The organism is Roseibium sp. MB-4, assembly GCF_053005265.1.
In genome coordinates, this window is record NZ_JBRKQB010000004.1 from 88573 (window position 1) to 104117 (window position 15545).

At 55.0% G+C, this 15545-nt stretch carries 13 protein-coding genes and 1 pseudogene; 10 read left to right on the top strand and 4 right to left on the bottom strand.

What is annotated here, in order from left to right; translation table 11 throughout:
* Positions 1–17 precede the first annotated feature (17 nt).
* The 6 genes and pseudogenes from ACVDG4_RS19860 to ACVDG4_RS19885 all read left to right on the top strand — a co-directional run bounded on the left by ACVDG4_RS19860 (position 18) and on the right by ACVDG4_RS19885 (position 7065).
* On the top strand, positions 18–590 hold the full coding sequence (locus tag ACVDG4_RS19860; protein WP_447236392.1) for a GNAT family N-acetyltransferase: 573 nt from the start codon (positions 18–20) through the stop codon (positions 588–590).
* Between the two features lie 436 nt (positions 591–1026).
* Entirely contained in the window at positions 1027–2376 is a 1350-nt protein-coding gene (gene mnmE, locus ACVDG4_RS19865) for a tRNA uridine-5-carboxymethylaminomethyl(34) synthesis GTPase MnmE (RefSeq protein WP_447236393.1), read from the top strand.
* Positions 2377–2670: 294 nt separating this feature from the next.
* Positions 2671–4554 (top strand): tRNA uridine-5-carboxymethylaminomethyl(34) synthesis enzyme MnmG, encoded by a 1884-nt coding sequence (gene mnmG, locus ACVDG4_RS19870; protein ID WP_447236394.1) that lies wholly within the window; start codon positions 2671–2673, stop codon positions 4552–4554.
* 71 nt (positions 4555–4625) lie between these two features.
* Positions 4626–5211, top strand: a pseudogene (rsmG, locus tag ACVDG4_RS19875) (16S rRNA (guanine(527)-N(7))-methyltransferase RsmG).
* A 19-nt stretch (positions 5212–5230) separates the two neighbouring features.
* Entirely contained in the window at positions 5231–6055 is an 825-nt protein-coding gene (locus ACVDG4_RS19880; protein WP_133952734.1) for a ParA family protein, read from the top strand.
* A 104-nt stretch (positions 6056–6159) separates the two neighbouring features.
* The gene (locus tag ACVDG4_RS19885) at positions 6160–7065 is read left to right on the top strand and encodes a ParB/RepB/Spo0J family partition protein (protein WP_133952735.1); all 906 of its coding nucleotides are present in this window, start codon (positions 6160–6162) and stop codon (positions 7063–7065) included.
* 52 nt (positions 7066–7117) lie between these two features.
* Here the strand turns inward: ACVDG4_RS19885 and holA are convergent, their stop codons facing one another.
* The 4 genes from holA to ACVDG4_RS19905 form a co-directional block, all read right to left on the bottom strand.
* Positions 7118–8158, bottom strand: coding sequence for a DNA polymerase III subunit delta (gene holA, locus ACVDG4_RS19890; protein ID WP_447236395.1), 1041 nt, complete (start codon positions 8156–8158; stop codon positions 7118–7120).
* Between the two features lie 18 nt (positions 8159–8176).
* Positions 8177–8743 (bottom strand): LPS assembly lipoprotein LptE, encoded by a 567-nt coding sequence (lptE, locus tag ACVDG4_RS19895; RefSeq protein ID WP_306149169.1) that lies wholly within the window; start codon positions 8741–8743, stop codon positions 8177–8179.
* The gene (gene leuS / locus ACVDG4_RS19900) at positions 8730–11354 is read right to left on the bottom strand and encodes a leucine--tRNA ligase (RefSeq protein ID WP_447236396.1); all 2625 of its coding nucleotides are present in this window, start codon (positions 11352–11354) and stop codon (positions 8730–8732) included. Before leuS ends, lptE begins: the two co-directional genes overlap by 14 nt.
* A gap of 149 nt (positions 11355–11503) precedes the next feature.
* Positions 11504–12205, bottom strand: a complete 702-nt coding sequence (locus ACVDG4_RS19905; protein ID WP_447236397.1) for a substrate-binding periplasmic protein — start codon at positions 12203–12205, stop codon at positions 11504–11506.
* Positions 12206–12499: 294 nt separating this feature from the next.
* Here ACVDG4_RS19905 and ACVDG4_RS19910 point away from each other — a divergent pair, with 294 nt between their 5' ends.
* The 4 genes from ACVDG4_RS19910 to ACVDG4_RS19925 all read left to right on the top strand — a co-directional run bounded on the left by ACVDG4_RS19910 (position 12500) and on the right by ACVDG4_RS19925 (position 15545).
* A complete protein-coding gene (locus tag ACVDG4_RS19910) occupies positions 12500–13171 on the top strand; it encodes a YggS family pyridoxal phosphate-dependent enzyme (protein ID WP_447236398.1) in 672 nt (223 codons plus the stop codon).
* A 221-nt stretch (positions 13172–13392) separates the two neighbouring features.
* The gene (locus tag ACVDG4_RS19915; protein ID WP_008191794.1) at positions 13393–13623 is read left to right on the top strand and encodes a PLC family EF-hand domain-containing protein; all 231 of its coding nucleotides are present in this window, start codon (positions 13393–13395) and stop codon (positions 13621–13623) included.
* Positions 13624–13896: 273 nt separating this feature from the next.
* Positions 13897–14889: a TRAP transporter substrate-binding protein gene (locus tag ACVDG4_RS19920; protein ID WP_133952740.1), complete on the top strand. Its 993-nt coding sequence runs from the start codon at positions 13897–13899 to the stop codon at positions 14887–14889.
* 11 nt (positions 14890–14900) lie between these two features.
* On the top strand, positions 14901–15545 hold the full coding sequence (locus ACVDG4_RS19925; protein ID WP_447236399.1) for a LysE family translocator: 645 nt from the start codon (positions 14901–14903) through the stop codon (positions 15543–15545).

Consider the following 15545-nt stretch of genomic DNA (forward strand, 5'->3'; position numbering starts at 1 on the left):
AGATTCGGACCCGTTTTATGACCCAAAACTTTCTCTTGGAAACAGAGCGGCTGATCTGCCGTAACTGGCAAGATGCCGATCTTGAACCGTTTGCCCAGATGTGCGCTGACCCAGAGGTCATGCGGTATTTTCCCGAGCCGCTCACCTTTGATCAAACCGCCGCTTTGATTGATAGGGCCAAGGCAAAGCAAGAACAGGATGGTTTTTGTTTTGTGCCGGTGGAAACCAAGGACACATATGAGTTTCTTGGGTTCGTTGGGTTGAGTATTCCTGCATACGCCAAGCCGCTTCCGTTTGGTCCATGCGTTGAAGTTGGCTGGCGGTTGAAGCGGTCAGCCTGGGGGAAGGGTTATGCGAGTGAAGCTGCAACAGCCTGGATTCGATTCGGCTTTGAAACCATCGGTCTTGAGGAGATTGTATCCTTTACAGCCGAAACCAACACACCGTCTCAAAAGGTCATGACGCGGATTGGTATGAGCCGAGATCCGGCGGATGACTTTCTCCACCCGATGCTTCCGGATACCCATGCGCTTACACCACATGTTTTGTATCGACTGGACCGCAAGACTTGGGCTAGACGTCAGATGTGATCAACGCAGCTCAGTTAAAAACTGGGTTCAGAGATTCACGTGAAACACAGATTTTATGGGTGGGGCGGTTTTCGGAAACCTGCACCGGAATTAGCGATTCGAAAAATGTTTCACGTGAATCCGAATTGAATCGGGTACGGATTGTTTTTGCCGCCCAAGCTTCGTAGTAGCGAGGACGGCAGTAAGAGCTTCATAATCTACGTACTCAGTTGCCAATCTTACTGACAGGCAATGCCGCTTGATTCACGTGAAACAGATATACCTATCCGTTACTCAAGCCGCCCAATTTGATTCGGCTGTGCAACGTCTCTTGGTCTAAAAACCGGAGATTTGATCTGGGCAGTGTTCCGACCATGGACCAGTGTCGCCAGCATCTTTCGAACATCCGTGCTTCTTGATAAAGAGGCAACTGGAAAGATCTCAAACGGAAAGTTACATGGCTGACACGATTTACGCGTTGTCGAGTGGTGCAGTGCCTTCTGGGGTTGCTGTTATCCGCGTCTCTGGTCCTGAAGTCAGAACTGTTACAGAGGCGCTTTGCGGCAAGACACCCGCGCCACGAAAAACCATGCTTTCTAAGCTTCGTGATCCGGCTTCCCTAGAAACTATTGATGAGGCTCTTGTCCTTTTCTTTGAGGGGCCTGCAAGTTTCACCGGTGAAGATGTTGTCGAGTTTCAGTGCCACGGTGGTCGGGCTGTTGTCGCGGCGATGCTTCGCGTGTTGAGCGAGTTTCCAAACTGCCGCCCGGCCGAACCTGGAGAGTTCACACGCCGAGCCTTTGACCGGGGCCGGATGGACCTGACCGAGGTGGAGGGCCTTGCGGATCTCATTGCTGCTGAAACGGAAAGCCAGCGCAAACAAGCTGTCCGCCAGATGGGCGGCGCCCTCGGATCGCTCTATGAGGATTGGCGCAAGCGGCTCATACACATGAGGGCGATGATTGAAGCGGATTTCGATTTCGCTGATGAAGAGGATGTTCCTGGCAGTGTCGCGGATGAAGTCTGGAAAGAGGCTGCCGCGCTCCAGCGGGAAGTTACCGATCACCTGGAAAAATCCCGGAGCGGTGAGCGTCTGCGATCCGGCCTGCAAGTGGTGTTGATGGGGGCTCCCAATGCCGGCAAGTCGAGCTTGCTGAATGCAATCGCCGGCCGGGACGTTGCCATTGTCACTGAGGAAGCAGGAACAACCCGGGATGTAATCGAGGTGCATCTTGATCTCGGAGGTTATCCGGTCACTCTTGTCGACACTGCAGGTCTTCGGGAAACGGATGGTGTTGTTGAGCGGGAAGGCATTCGGCGCGCGGAAGAGCGTGGAAGGCAGGCGGACCTCATTCTTTGGGCTGTTGAGCCAGGTGGCGTAGAAGCGGGGCATTCCCAAGCAGGTCTGCCAGAGGATGTCTCCACTCAGGTTCCTGTCTGGACAGTGCGGACAAAGTCAGATCTTGAGACTCTTCCGGAACAAGACTCTTCCGGAACAACCAAGGAAATTCCTGCATCGAGTAAGTCTGATGAAGGGATGAAGGGCCTGTTTGATGCGCTGACACGTTTTGCGGAGGAAACGATTTCTGTCGGCGAGGCACCCCTGGCGACACGAGCAAGGCATCGACACTATTTGAGCGATTGCCTGTCTGGCCTGGGTCAGGCCGTATCGTCAGATCATTTGCCAACGGAACTTCGGGCCGAAGATCTGCGGCGAGCTGCGGACAGTCTTGGACGTATCACCGGCCGGATTGATGTGGAGGATCTTCTCGACGTGATCTTTCGGGATTTTTGTATCGGGAAGTAGATTGTTTCACGTGAATCATTTCAGGAAAAGTCTGGATTGATTCAGAACCGGAATGTGTTTCACGTGAATCATTCCGGGTCTTTGCGTCGTAGGGATACCTGAGCTTGAGCATGGCTGCCTCCCAGTGCCGAAATCTCTTTTGACCTGAGGGGCAGGTCCGGCGTATAAAGGCGGCGACAAGACCGGCTTTAGCTGTGTCTAATGCTCCGGCTCAGATCCGGATATGATCCCGAAATCAGAATGTGAATGGCCGGGCGCACGGCAAGAAGAACGACCCGGGCAAGCGGTGAGACTATGAACGATCAGGTTCTATCGTTTGATGTTGTGGTAATTGGTGGCGGTCATGCCGGCTGTGAAGCGGCTGCTGCATCTGCGCGCATGGGCGCTAGGACTGCGCTCGTGACGCACAAGTTCGAGACCATTGGCGTAATGTCCTGTAACCCGGCGATCGGCGGATTGGGGAAGGGGCATCTCGTTCGTGAGATCGATGCGCTTGACGGTCTTATGGGACGTGTCGCCGATCAGGGCGGTATCCAATTCCGCATGCTCAACCGGCGGAAGGGTCCCGCCGTCCGTGGGCCGAGGGCGCAGGCAGACCGGAAGCTATACCGGGAAGCGATGCAGCGGGAGATCGCCGCAATCGAAAACCTCACCGTTGTTGAGGGAGAAGCGGACCACCTTCGGTTCTCCGGCGCTGATGCGGGATCCGTGACAGGCATTCTTCTAGGGTCTGGTCAGGTTATTGACTGCGGCGCAGTGGTTTTGACAAGCGGAACTTTCCTGCGCGGGTTGATCCATATTGGGGGCAGAAAAATCCCGGCAGGGCGGTCTGGTGAGGCACCCGCAATGGGGCTGTCTCACTCGCTGGAACAGATTGGTTTTGACCTTGGCCGTTTGAAAACGGGCACGCCTGCGCGGTTGGATGGACGGACCATCCATTGGGACCGGCTGGAAGAGCAGCCGGGCGACGAAGAACCGATCCCGTTCTCAACGCTGACGAACAAGATTTCGATCCCTCAGATACCGTGTCATATCACGCGGACGACGCCGGAAACACATCAGATAATCCGGGACAATCTTGATCGCTCTGCAATGTATTCCGGTGAGATCAAGGGCCGCGGTCCACGCTATTGCCCATCCATTGAGGACAAAATCGTTCGCTTTGGCGATCGAGATGGCCACCAGATTTTCTTGGAGCCTGAGGGTCTGGATGATCACACGGTATACCCAAATGGGATTTCCACCTCGTTGCCGGAAGATGCGCAGATCGCCTTTTTGCGGACAATTCCAGGGCTGGAGAATGTAGAAGTCATTCAGCCGGGATATGCCATCGAGTATGATCACGTCGACCCACGGGAATTGCGAGCAACCCTGGAAGCCAAGCGTTGTGCGGGGCTTTACCTCGCAGGTCAGATCAACGGAACGACCGGCTATGAGGAGGCAGGTGCTCAGGGTCTTGTGGCGGGTTTGAATGCCGCGTTGAAGGTCGCGGACAAGGCGCCGTTTATCGTGGACCGATCTCAGGGCTATATCGGCGTTATGATCGATGATCTCATCACCCGGGGAATTACAGAACCCTATCGCATGTTTACTTCACGGGCGGAGTACAGGCTGTCCCTCAGAGCAGACAATGCAGATCAACGTTTGACGCCTCTCGGAATTGAGATCGGCTGCGTGTCCGATGAGCGCCGTTCAGCCTATGAAGCGAAGATGGAAAAGATCTCGGCTGCGCGCGATTTGTTGCAGAACCTGACCGTAACTCCGAACGAAGCGACAAAGAAGGGTTTGCCTGTCAATCAGGATGGTGTCCGCCGCTCTGCCTTCGATCTCCTGTCCTATCCGAATGTCACGTTTGAAGGGCTTCAACTGGTATGGCCGGAGCTCGGGCATATGGACGCTGCAATTGTTGAGCAGGTGACAACAGATGCTCTTTATGCCGTTTACCTGGAGCGGCAGACGGCTGATATCGAAGCTTTGAAGCGCGATGAAGCATTGGGTATCCCCGATAGTTTCGATTACGAAGCGATTGTCGGGTTGTCCAATGAAGTCAAACAAAAGCTCGCAGATATTCGCCCTGCCACCCTGGGACAGGCGTCGCGCATGGATGGCATAACACCTGCAGCTCTGACGTTGATCCTCTCCCACTTGAAACGCCAGTCTCAGCGAGGGGCGGCCTGATGGGGCGCTCCGTGGTGTTGAATGGTTCTGGAGAGGCTGTGTATAAGTTTGGGGATGTTTCACGTGAAACGTTGGATCGTCTCCAGGATTTACGTGGACCTGGTTTTGAAGTGGCAACCCGCACAAAACCTTATTGCGCCCTCTACAATTCCGGACATTTGGACCCGCCACGTGGCCGATAGTCTGCAAACGCAGTGGAGTTATCCAGAGGCGAAGGTCTGGGTCGACATCGGAAGTGGGGGTGGGTTCCCAGGTCTTGTGACGGCGATCCTTCTGGCGGATCGGCCGGATGCTCATGTCCACATGATCGAGAGCAATCAGCGCAAGGCCGCGTTTCTTCGGACAGCTTTGAGAGAGACCGGATCGAAAGGGACTATCCATGCGGGCCGGATCGAATCGGTTGCGGAAGGATGGACCCACGGTCCGGTAGACGCGGTTTCGGCGCGTGCCTTGGCCTCTTTGAAACTGCTTTTTGATCTCGCCGAGCCGTTTACAGCGCAAGGGGCAAAGGCTGTTTTCCACAAAGGTCAGGATTTTCGGCGCGAACTTGATGAAGTGTCTGACTCTTGGCAGTTCGATCTGGTAGAAAAGGAAAGTGTTGTTGATCCTTTGAGCCGGATGCTCCTTTTTTCAAACATTTCAGCCCGGTCAGAGTAACCAGGAAGGTGTGGTGGTAATGAACATGCTTCCCGAAATGCCGCGTGTGCTTGCGCTCGCAAACCAGAAGGGCGGGGTTGGGAAAACCACCACGGCCATCAACCTTGGTACCGCGCTTGCCGCAATCGGGGAGAAAGTCCTCGTTATCGATCTTGATCCGCAGGGAAACGCCTCGACAGGTCTTGGGATCGAGCACCGGGACCGTGGCCTGTCGACCTATGAAATCCTGAGCGGCGACTGCTCGATGGACGAAGCGATCCGCGAAACGGCGGTACAACGCTTGTGGGTGGCCCCGTCCACCATGGACCTTCTTGGCCTGGAGCTCGAAATTGCCTCAACCAGCGACCGCGCTTTCCGTCTGCGCAATGCGATCGAAAACCTGACGCATTCCCGGCTCTTCAAGGAAATCGGCTTTACCTATGTCCTCGTCGATTGCCCGCCGTCCTTGAACCTGCTGACGATCAACGCGCTGTCTGCAAGCCATTCGATACTGGTTCCGCTGCAGTGTGAATTCTTTGCGCTTGAAGGTCTGAGCCAGTTGTTGAGCACGGTCGAGCAGGTGAAATCAGCTCTGAACCCGGAGCTCAGCATCCACGGCATCGTTCTGACGATGTATGACAGCCGGAACAATCTCTCCAGTCAGGTCGTTGCGGATGTCCGCGAAACGATGGGCGATGCCGTATATGACACTATTATTCCGCGCAACGTCAGGATCTCCGAAGCGCCGTCCTACGGCAAACCGGCTCTGCTCTATGATCTGAAATGTGCCGGAAGTCAGGCATATCTCCGCCTTGCTTCTGAAATCATTCAGCGAGAGCGGCAGCTGCGCAGCGTTGCGGCCTAAGAACCGCTCGAATCGGGTCCGAATTGACATGTTGGAAGGATCGGTCAGGCCACATATCGACTGATCCTACTTAACTTATTGAAATAAAAAGAAAAAGGTGCGGAATGGCGGACAAGGACGTCAAAAACAAGCGGCTGGGCCGCGGTCTTGCAGCTCTCATTGGCGATTCAGCGCCGGAGGCGTCTCCGGCACCTGAAAAAGTGGTTCGCGACAGTCGGAAGGTCCCGATCGAGCATCTGGAGCCTAATCCGCGCAACCCGCGCAAGACCTTCACAGAGAAGGATCTGGCGGACCTTTCCGAGTCTTTAAAAGCCAAAGGCATCGTGCAGCCGATCCTCGTTCGCCCCGCGGCCGGGAAAGCGAACCGGTTTGAGATCATTGCTGGTGAGCGGCGCTGGAGGGCTGCTCAGCGGGCAGGGCTTCATGAAGCGCCGATCATCATCCGGGACGTCACGGATCAGGAAGCATTAGAGCTCGCAATCATCGAGAATGTGCAGCGGGCAGACCTCAATCCGATCGAAGAAGCGATGGGCTATGAGCAGCTGACTGCCGAATTCAGTTACAGCCAGGGTGAGTTGGCGAAGGTCATCGGTAAAAGCCGGAGCCATGTTGCCAACACCATGCGGTTGTTGAAGCTGCCGAATTCAGTCAAAGACTATCTGGCTGAGGGGCTTTTGACGGCTGGTCATGCGCGTGCGCTGATTACGGTTGATGATCCTGCGGCCTTGGCCGAACTGATCGTTGAAAAGGGTCTGACAGTGCGCGATGCGGAAAAGCTCGCTCAGGACCCCGATGCACTGGCGAAATTAAAGGGGGATAAAACCCCGACCGAAAAGCCGCAAAAGGACGCCGATACGAAAGCCTTGGAAAAGCGGCTGGCAGACACATTGGGACTGAAAGTCACCGTCGGTCACAAGCCCGGCAAAGAGTCTGGCGATCTGAAGATCAAATACACGTCTTTGGAACAGCTCGACCAGATTTGCCGGCTTCTGGGTGTTGAAAACCGCTGAGAATTGTCGTGAGACTGAGTTTATCAAGGCCGGGATTTCCCGGCCTTTTCTGTCAGCGGCGTTGACTGCGGGCGCGGGCGGCGCGGCCGACCGTCAGTAGGGCCTCTGAGAGAACTGGAACTCCCAAATTGTCATTCAGACGGGACACACGCGTTGCCTCACTCAGGATGCCCATGGCCCGTTCCAAATCCTTAATGGTCCAAATTCGCAGCTGCTGACTGAATTTCGGTTTGCGGCTGAAGAAAATGGGCGGGCGCTGACTGTCGACGACTTGCCGGGCACTTTTCCCAGCGTCGATTTCGATTCGCATCCGATGCAAAGACTGGAAGTGTTTGAGTGCCTGGTTGGCAATGACCGATGCTTTGGATCCCGCATCCGTCAGGCGCTCCAGGCCATGATCGAGCGTCGATAGATCGCCTCCAGCGGCTGCATCGATCAACTCAGATGTTTCAAACGCCGAGGCATCGCCGATGATGGCTTCCACGTCTTCGCTGTCAATTCGCTCCTTCTGCATGGCGTAGAGGCAGAGCTTCTTGAGTTCGCCCCGGCTAGCCATTCTGTCACCACCCAGAAGACTGTGAAGGGCGGCGCGGGCCTCGCGGGAAATGGTGAGGCCAGCTTCGCGTGTTTCCTCATCAATCAAGTGGTCAATGCCGCGGTCGTTATCCGCATAACACGGCAGCGCGACGGCCCGTTTATGAGGCTCGATCAGCTTGCGCAGGCCGACACCTTTCTTGATGTCGCCGGCTTCCAGAACAACCAAAGTTTGCCAATCATCCAGCTTCAAGACGGGATCGACTGATGGAACCAGGTTTTTCCCGCTGGCATCCTTGACCCACACAATACGGCGGCCGCCAAACAGCGGTACGGTCAGCACTTCATCGATCAGACGGTTACTGTCCGAACTGAGTTCAGAAGCGTCGATTTTTATGAGGTTGAAGGGGTCGCTGTCGCCTTCGGACGCCTTGGCGACAAGCCGGCTGGCGCGCTCGGACACCAAACCGGTGTCCGGGCCGAACACGAGCACCACGCCGCCGCCATCCGGGGGATTGGCGACGAACCGGTCAATCTCCGCGGCCTTGAGCGTGGACACGTGTGCTTCGCCTTTTCTTTATGAGCCCTGATGGGTTGCGAAGTATCCGGCAATCCGGGCTGTGATGTCTTCCGCCACCGCCTTTGCCACACGTTCTTCTGCATCCCGTTGCGCTCTTAAGTTGGCGAAACGCTGGCTGGAGAAGTCATATGAGGCAGATTGGAAGGACCGTCCTGTCATCAGTGTCTTGTTGGTTTCAAGGTCACTCAGGACGAAGGAAGCATTCATGGTCAAAGTGTAGGCTGACGGAACATCAGAGAACTGTTCAACTGCTACAGAGGCGGTGCTGGTGTCTTCCAGGACCTTCAACCGGTATTTCTTGGCGGGAGCAGTTGTGCCACGTTCAAAATTAAAGGTCAGTTCGTTGTAGAGCGTACGGCCGGAGACATCGGTACCAATGGATTCAATATCGATCGCTGCAAGATCTGACGACACGGTTTGTGTCCCGCCGAAGCCTGTTGCTGTGGTGCCATAGAGCGGGCGGATCTGACATCCGCCTGCCAATGCACCAAAGGCCAAAAGGCTCGCCAGAGCAAGGTTTCTGGTAATCCGGCTCGATGTCAAAACCTGGTCAAACAACGACATTGACAATCCTTTGTGGCACAACGATCAGCTTCTTCGGTGATTTCCCGTCCAGCGCCTTTTGAACATAGTCCAGCGCCAAGGTAGCTGCTTCGACCTCGTCTTTGGAAGCCTCTTTTGAAATGCTGAGCTCGCCGCGCCGTTTGCCGTTGATCTGGATCGGATACGTTACTGTATCCTCGGCCAACAGCGAGGGATCTGCTTCCGGCCAGGCCGCTTCGGAAATCAGGCTGTCATGACCCAACGCAGACCAGCATTCTTCGGCGAGGTGCGGCATCATGGGCGCCATCATCTGGACGAGGTAATCAACCGTTTCCCGAACCGCGTATTCCTTGCCCTGATCTTCCAGGCCCTCGTTGAACGCCTTGCTCAACGTATTGACCAGCTCATAAAGGCGCGCAACGGCCCGGTTGAAACCTAGGCCTTCCAGATCGTTTGAGACAGCAGCCAGTGTTTTGTGGGCCGCGCGGCGCAGATCTTCGGCTTTTTGAGACATAGCCGGAACAGAGAAATTGCGCGGCTCCGTCTTTTCGGCGATTTCGCCGATCAAACGCCACACGCGTTGCACAAAGCGCCACGCGCCCTGGACACCATCTTCGGTCCAGATGACATCGCGCTCGGGCGGGCTGTCTGACAACATGAACCAACGGGCCGTGTCGGCGCCATATGTGTCGATGATATCGGTCGGGTCGACTGTGTTTTTCTTCGACTTCGACATCTTCTCGATGGAGCCGATGGAAACGGTCTCGCCGCTGTCCAGCATGGATGCAGTACGCTGACCGTCCTTCTCCTCGATTTTGATTTCGGCCGGTGAGACCCATTCGCCACTGGAGCCGTCACCGCCGCGCCGGTAGGTCTCATGGGTGACCATGCCTTGCGTGAAGAGACCCTTGAACGGTTCTTTCAGGTCGAGCGCGCCGACCTTTTGCATCGCCCGCGTGAAGAAACGAGAATACAAGAGGTGCAGGATCGCGTGCTCAATCCCGCCGATATACTGATCGACCGGCAGCCAGTCGGTTGCAGCTTTCGGGTCTGTCGGCTGATCGCAGTCAGGAGCGGTAAAGCGCGCGAAGTACCAGGACGAGTCGACAAACGTATCCATCGTATCGGTTTCACGTTTGGCCGGTTTGCCGCAGTTCGGGCAAGTTGTGTCACGCCATGTCGGGTGGCGGTCCAGTGGATTGCCCGGCTTGTCGAAATTGATGTCGTCCGGCAGTTGCACCGGCAGATTTTCATCCATTTCTGGAACTACGCCGCAGTCATCACAATGGATGACTGGTATCGGGCAGCCCCAGTAGCGTTGGCGGGAAATGCCCCAGTCGCGCAGGCGGTAATTCACCTGACGCTCGGCCTGCGGCCCATCGTCTACCTTGATGGCTTCCAGCTTGTCCGCGACAGCGTTTTTCGCATCGGCAATCGTCATTCCGTTCATGAAGTCGGAATTAAAGATTGTGCCGTCGTCGGTGTAGGCCTCGTCGCCAATTTCGAAAGTTGCCGGATCGGCGTCCTTCGGCAGAACGACTGGTTTGACGGAGAGGCCATATTTGCGGGCAAAATCCAGGTCGCGCTGATCGTGCGCTGGACACGCGAAGATGGCGCCTGTGCCGTAGTCCATCAGAATGAAATTGGCGACGTAAACCGGCAACTCAATTGAGGCATCCAGCGGGTGCTTAACCTTGAGACCGGTATCGATGCCCTTCTTCTCAGCCTTTTCAATGGCTTCTTCTGACGTGCCGACGCGCCGGCATTCATCGATGAAGTCCTTCAGCTCCGAATTGGTCTCCGCCAGCTTCACCGAAATCGGATGATCCGGAGACAGTCCCATGAAGGACGCGCCATACAATGTGTCTGGCCGTGTGGTGAAGATTTCCAGCGTCGTGTCACCTGTCGGGGCGGCTTCGATAAACTCAAAGCGGACACGCAGACCTTCAGAGCGTCCGATCCAGTTCTTCTGCATCAGGCGGACTTTGTCCGGCCAGCGATCCAGTGTTTCGATTGCTTCCAGAAGATCTTCCGAATAATCGGAAATCTTGAAGAACCATTGGGTCAGCTCACGCTGTTCAACGAGTGCGCCGGAGCGCCAGCCGCGGCCATCGATCACCTGCTCGTTGGCAAGGACCGTCATGTCGACCGGGTCCCAGTTGACCTTTGCGTTTTTGCGATAGACCAGCCCAGCTTCCAGAAACTTCAGGAAAAGCGCCTGCTGCTGCTTGTAGTAGGCAACATCACAGGTCGCAAATTCCCGGCTCCAATCAAGGGACAGACCCATGATCTTGAGCTGTTCCCGCATGGTGGCGATGTTCTCATAGGTCCAGTCTTTCGGGTGGACCTTGTTCTGCATCGCAGCGTTCTCAGCCGGCATGCCAAAGGCATCCCAACCCATCGGATGAAGGACGTTGAAACCCTTGGCACGTTTGAAGCGGGCGACCACATCGCCCATGGCATAGTTGCGGACGTGGCCCATGTGGATCCGGCCGGACGGGTACGGGAACATCTCAAGGACGTAGTATTTGTCGCGTGGATCGTCATTGTGAGTGACGAAGACGTCTTTGTCGTTCCAAGTCTTTTGCCAGCGCGCTTCTACTTCGCGCGCATTGTACCGTTCCGTTGCCATCAATTATGCCGTTTGCTTGCCGCCGGACCCGGCGGATTTCTTGAAAGTCTGACTGCGGGACAGTCACCAGAATTCGGTACCGCGGTCAACATGCCTTAAGTGAACTGTTTCTACCCTGCTGTTTAATGCGCAGAGCGGAGGCCGTAAAGCTATTGTGTTCGGGAATCTGGGCCGGAAACCGAGAGTTCCGTGATGCCTCTATCCCAGATTTCCATCATCCGGAGTGCATCCGGGTTATGGCGGCTGAACATGATGTAAACCGGTATTGTCCGGAACGGTGCACTGCGGTCGATGTTATCCATGTCTTTTCCAAGAAACTGCCGGCCTTGAATGTCACCGGAAACATCATTTTCGATAAAGATATCGGCCCTGTTGTGGAGCAGCATTTTCCAGGCCTGTTCCTCGGTGGCGACCGTTTGGAACACAACACCTGCCTTATTCAGAACTGTCTCATACCAGTACCCCTCCACGCCCACGACCGTTAGGGAGCGGCCCTTAAGCTCATGGATTGAAAGTGGCGGCAAACCGTTCGGAAAGCGGTCTTTGCGGTAAAAATAAACATCATTCAATTGATCGAGTGGATGCTCGGGATAGATGAAGTCGTCTTCCCGCTCTTCAAGATAGGACCAGGAATAGGTTGCCGGCAGTGTTCCGGCCTTTGTCAATTCAAGAGACCGGCGCCATGGATAGAATTCCAGCTTGACCGTATGGCCCTGAGATTCAAAGATTTCTGAGATGAGTTCGCTATGAAGCCCATAACCTGGCGCATTGCTGGAGATGAAGGGAGGCCACTCACCGACGGCAAACGGAAACTCTTCCGAGACAGCTGGAAGCGTTATAATAATAGACAATATTGCCAATGTATAAGAAGAAAACCTTCTCAAAAACATCTGAGACCTCAGCAAATATACATACCTTACTTAATAACTGGACTGCAAAGAAAAGGTAAAATACTGGTCTATCATTGTTCTATTGATGTGAATGAGACCGAAACCAGGTGTAAGATAGAGCTGAACATTCTTTGGATGTTGTAGCAGCCTGCTCATAGGGCTGGCTGGCAGGGTTTTTCATGTCTGCCCTTGCTGCGGATAGGACCTGCGTATATGTCACTGAAAAGACCAATCCCCTAGATCAGAGCAGTCTTCATGGCATCCGTTGCAGATCAGCTTTCCAGCGTTCTTTCAGACATTCGCAAGGCAGAAGCAGAGTATGGCCGGCCCGAAGGCGCCGTGACCTTGATCGCCGTGTCCAAGACGTTTGAAGCAGATGCTATCCGCCCGGCGTTGGAGACAGGTCATCGTGTATTCGGCGAAAACCGTGTTCAGGAAGCTATGGGAAAATGGCCGGAACTGCGTGGGTCCTATGACGGGATTGAATTGCATCTCATTGGCCCGTTGCAGTCCAACAAAGCGAAAGAAGCCGTTGCGACATTCGATGTCATTCACACGGTGGACCGACAAAAAATCGCAAAGGCTCTCAAAGCTGAAATGGATAAGCAGGGCCGGGATCTGCCGTGCTTCATCCAGGTAAATACCGGAGAAGAACCGCAGAAAGCCGGGATCCCGCCGAAAGAGGTCGATCAGTTTGTAAAGGAATGCCAGGAGACGGTCGGCTTGAACATCGTCGGATTGATGTGCATTCCGCCGGTGGATGAGGCCCCGGGCGAGCATTTTGCGCTTCTTCAGAAAATCGCTGCGCGCAACGGCCTGTCTCAGATCTCCATGGGCATGTCGTCTGACTACAAGACTGCTGTTGGGTTTGGGGCAACCCATGTGCGTGTTGGGTCCGCGATCTTTGGATCCCGGGATTACACCTAAGTGCCGGTCCGCCATATTGCGGTCCGAAATTGCTACTTTTGACAATATTTTGACCAAGGCGTGACTGCTCCAGTTCAGCGGTCACAACAATGCCCCAACAGTTCCTTTGAGCGGCCTTTTGGCCGTCCCGATCTCAAATCAGTGTTCTCTCGCTCCGGTTCACCGGCCGCAGGGGTCTGGTTGAGCGACGGAGTACAAAGACCAAAACTGGAGGTCATATCATGTCCAAGTCTCTCGCAGCTGCCGTGCTTTTCGGTGCCGTTACCGCTTCTTCAGCGGTATTTGCTCAGGGCATGTCTTTTGATGTTGTCGACAGCGACCGGGACGGATTTGTCAGCTTTGATGAAGTCACTGCCGTCATGCCGGATGTAACAGAGGATGCCTTCAAGGCAGCCGATGCAAACCAGGACAACTTGCTCGATCCGGCAGAATTCTCGGCTGTTCAGCCGTAACTGGCTTGGGTGGATCGTAGCTTTCGGACCGCGGAAGGTGCGCGGTTCGCCCAGTAGGGACCATCGCCGGGAGAGGTCACGCCGGCGATGGTTCTCTTCGTTCAGGCCTATTTTTTGGCAAAAGTAGAGGTCCAGGGCTAAAATATTGAAAAACAATGATTTAACTCTTTCTCTTTCGCCAGGCGAACCCTGTACTTTTGGCCAAGTGGTCAGGGATTTGTTGACCAGAAATTTTTCGTTTGTCAGACTGCCTTCCATAATTGGGAGGAAATCATGAAACCATTCACGTGGGCTCTTGGAGCCGCGATGGCGCTTGGCGTGACTGCCGGCTCATCCTTTGCAGCTGACACAACTTTACGCATTTCGCTGCAGCTGCCGCTGACAAGCCACCTTGGGCAAAACCTGACCTTGTTCAAGGAAGAGGTGGAGAAGAACTCGAACGGTGATATTGCGGTCGAAATCTACGATTCCGCGCAGCTTTATAAAGACAAGGAAGTGCCCGCTGCCGTCGGGTCCGGCGCGATCGAGATGGGTGTTGCGTCCCTGACCCGGTATGTCGGTGACATTCCGGCTGTCGATATTTTTTATCAGCCGTTTCTTTTTGATACCGAGGACAAGGTCCGCGCAGCTGTTGCTCCGGGATCTCCTGTTCGTGGACCGCTCGATGAAGCTATCAAGGACACCGGATCAACCGTCCTGTGGTGGCAGGCCTATGGTGGTGCGATCATGCTGTCTCAGGACGGACCGATCAAAACACCTGAAGACATGAAGGGCAAAAAAGTCCGTGTCTTCGGCAAGACCCTCGGCGATTTCGTCACCGCTGCGGGCGGCGCTCCAACGCTCATCTCCGGGTCCGAACAGTACCTCGCCTATCAGCGCGGAACAGTCGATATCGGCATGACTGGCGTTTCCGGTGTCAAGTCCCGCAAGCTTTGGGAAGTCATGGACACCATTACCGTGACCAACCACGCGGACATCGAATTCATTGTCGTTGTGAACACGGATTTCTGGAACGGCCTGCCGGATGCTCACAAGGAAATCATTCAAGCTGCGGCTTTGACAGCCGAAAATGATGTTCGCGACCGCATGTCCCAGATCGAGGCCGATGCGTATGCAGCTGCGGAAGAAAACGGAATGTCCGTTTACAAGCCGACAGCTGAGGAAATCTCTGCCTGGAGAGCGGTCAGCCAACCAGTTTACGACGCTTATGGCGAAAAAGCCGGCGACCTTGGCAAGCAAGTCATGGACGCGGCGCAGAAGCTTTAGGTCGTTTCGACGTGTATATCGTTGAAGCCTATGCGGCGGCCCTTATCCTCACGGTCGCCGCGCAAGCTGCGCCAGGTCCAAATTTGGTTGCCGTTGCCGCTGCCGCCTTGGGGCAAGGCCGCCGTGCAGCCGTTTACGTCACCCTTGGCGTAGCTTCTGGTGTTCTTGTTTGGGTTACGGCTGTTGCGTTCGGGCTGGCTGTCTTATTGGATCTTTTTCCGGCTGTGTTGACCGCCATGAAGATCCTCGGGGGCTGTTATCTTCTTTATGTGGCTGCCAAGGCGGCGCGTTCGGTTCTATGGCCATCGTCTGGTGGGACGATCCGGGCTGCCGGTCAGAAAGCGTCTGATTTCAGAAACTGGCGTTTTGGTTTGTTCGTTGTGCTGAGCAATCCCAAGGCCGGCTTGATGTGGATTGCTGTTGCATCCTTTCTATTCGGTCAGGGTTTAGAAGCATCAACCGTTCTTGCTTTCGGGCCGCTTGGAGCCGTTTCAGCCTTCCTTGTTTACGGCGCTTACGCTCTGCTCTTTTCGACAGGCCGGATGACCCTGGCCTATCAAAAATTCCAACGAGGATTTGAGGCTGCATTCGCTGCTGCCTTCGGCGCAACGGGCGCTGCTCTCATTCTTTCAGGATTGCGCGAAGCGCATCGGTAA

Coding starts and splice junctions, on each gene's coding strand:
- leuS (WP_447236396.1), bottom strand. CDS start 11,354: ATGGCAACGGAACGGTACAATGCGCGCGAAGTAGAAGCGCGCTGGCAA.
- ACVDG4_RS19880 (WP_133952734.1), top strand. CDS start 5,231: ATGAACATGCTTCCCGAAATGCCGCGTGTGCTTGCGCTCGCAAACCAG.
- ACVDG4_RS19860 (WP_447236392.1), top strand. CDS start 18: ATGACCCAAAACTTTCTCTTGGAAACAGAGCGGCTGATCTGCCGTAAC.
- ACVDG4_RS19920 (WP_133952740.1), top strand. CDS start 13,897: ATGAAACCATTCACGTGGGCTCTTGGAGCCGCGATGGCGCTTGGCGTG.
- ACVDG4_RS19915 (WP_008191794.1), top strand. CDS start 13,393: ATGTCCAAGTCTCTCGCAGCTGCCGTGCTTTTCGGTGCCGTTACCGCT.
- ACVDG4_RS19910 (WP_447236398.1), top strand. CDS start 12,500: ATGGCATCCGTTGCAGATCAGCTTTCCAGCGTTCTTTCAGACATTCGC.
- mnmG (WP_447236394.1), top strand. CDS start 2,671: ATGAACGATCAGGTTCTATCGTTTGATGTTGTGGTAATTGGTGGCGGT.
- lptE (WP_306149169.1), bottom strand. CDS start 8,743: ATGTCGTTGTTTGACCAGGTTTTGACATCGAGCCGGATTACCAGAAAC.
- ACVDG4_RS19885 (WP_133952735.1), top strand. CDS start 6,160: ATGGCGGACAAGGACGTCAAAAACAAGCGGCTGGGCCGCGGTCTTGCA.
- mnmE (WP_447236393.1), top strand. CDS start 1,027: ATGGCTGACACGATTTACGCGTTGTCGAGTGGTGCAGTGCCTTCTGGG.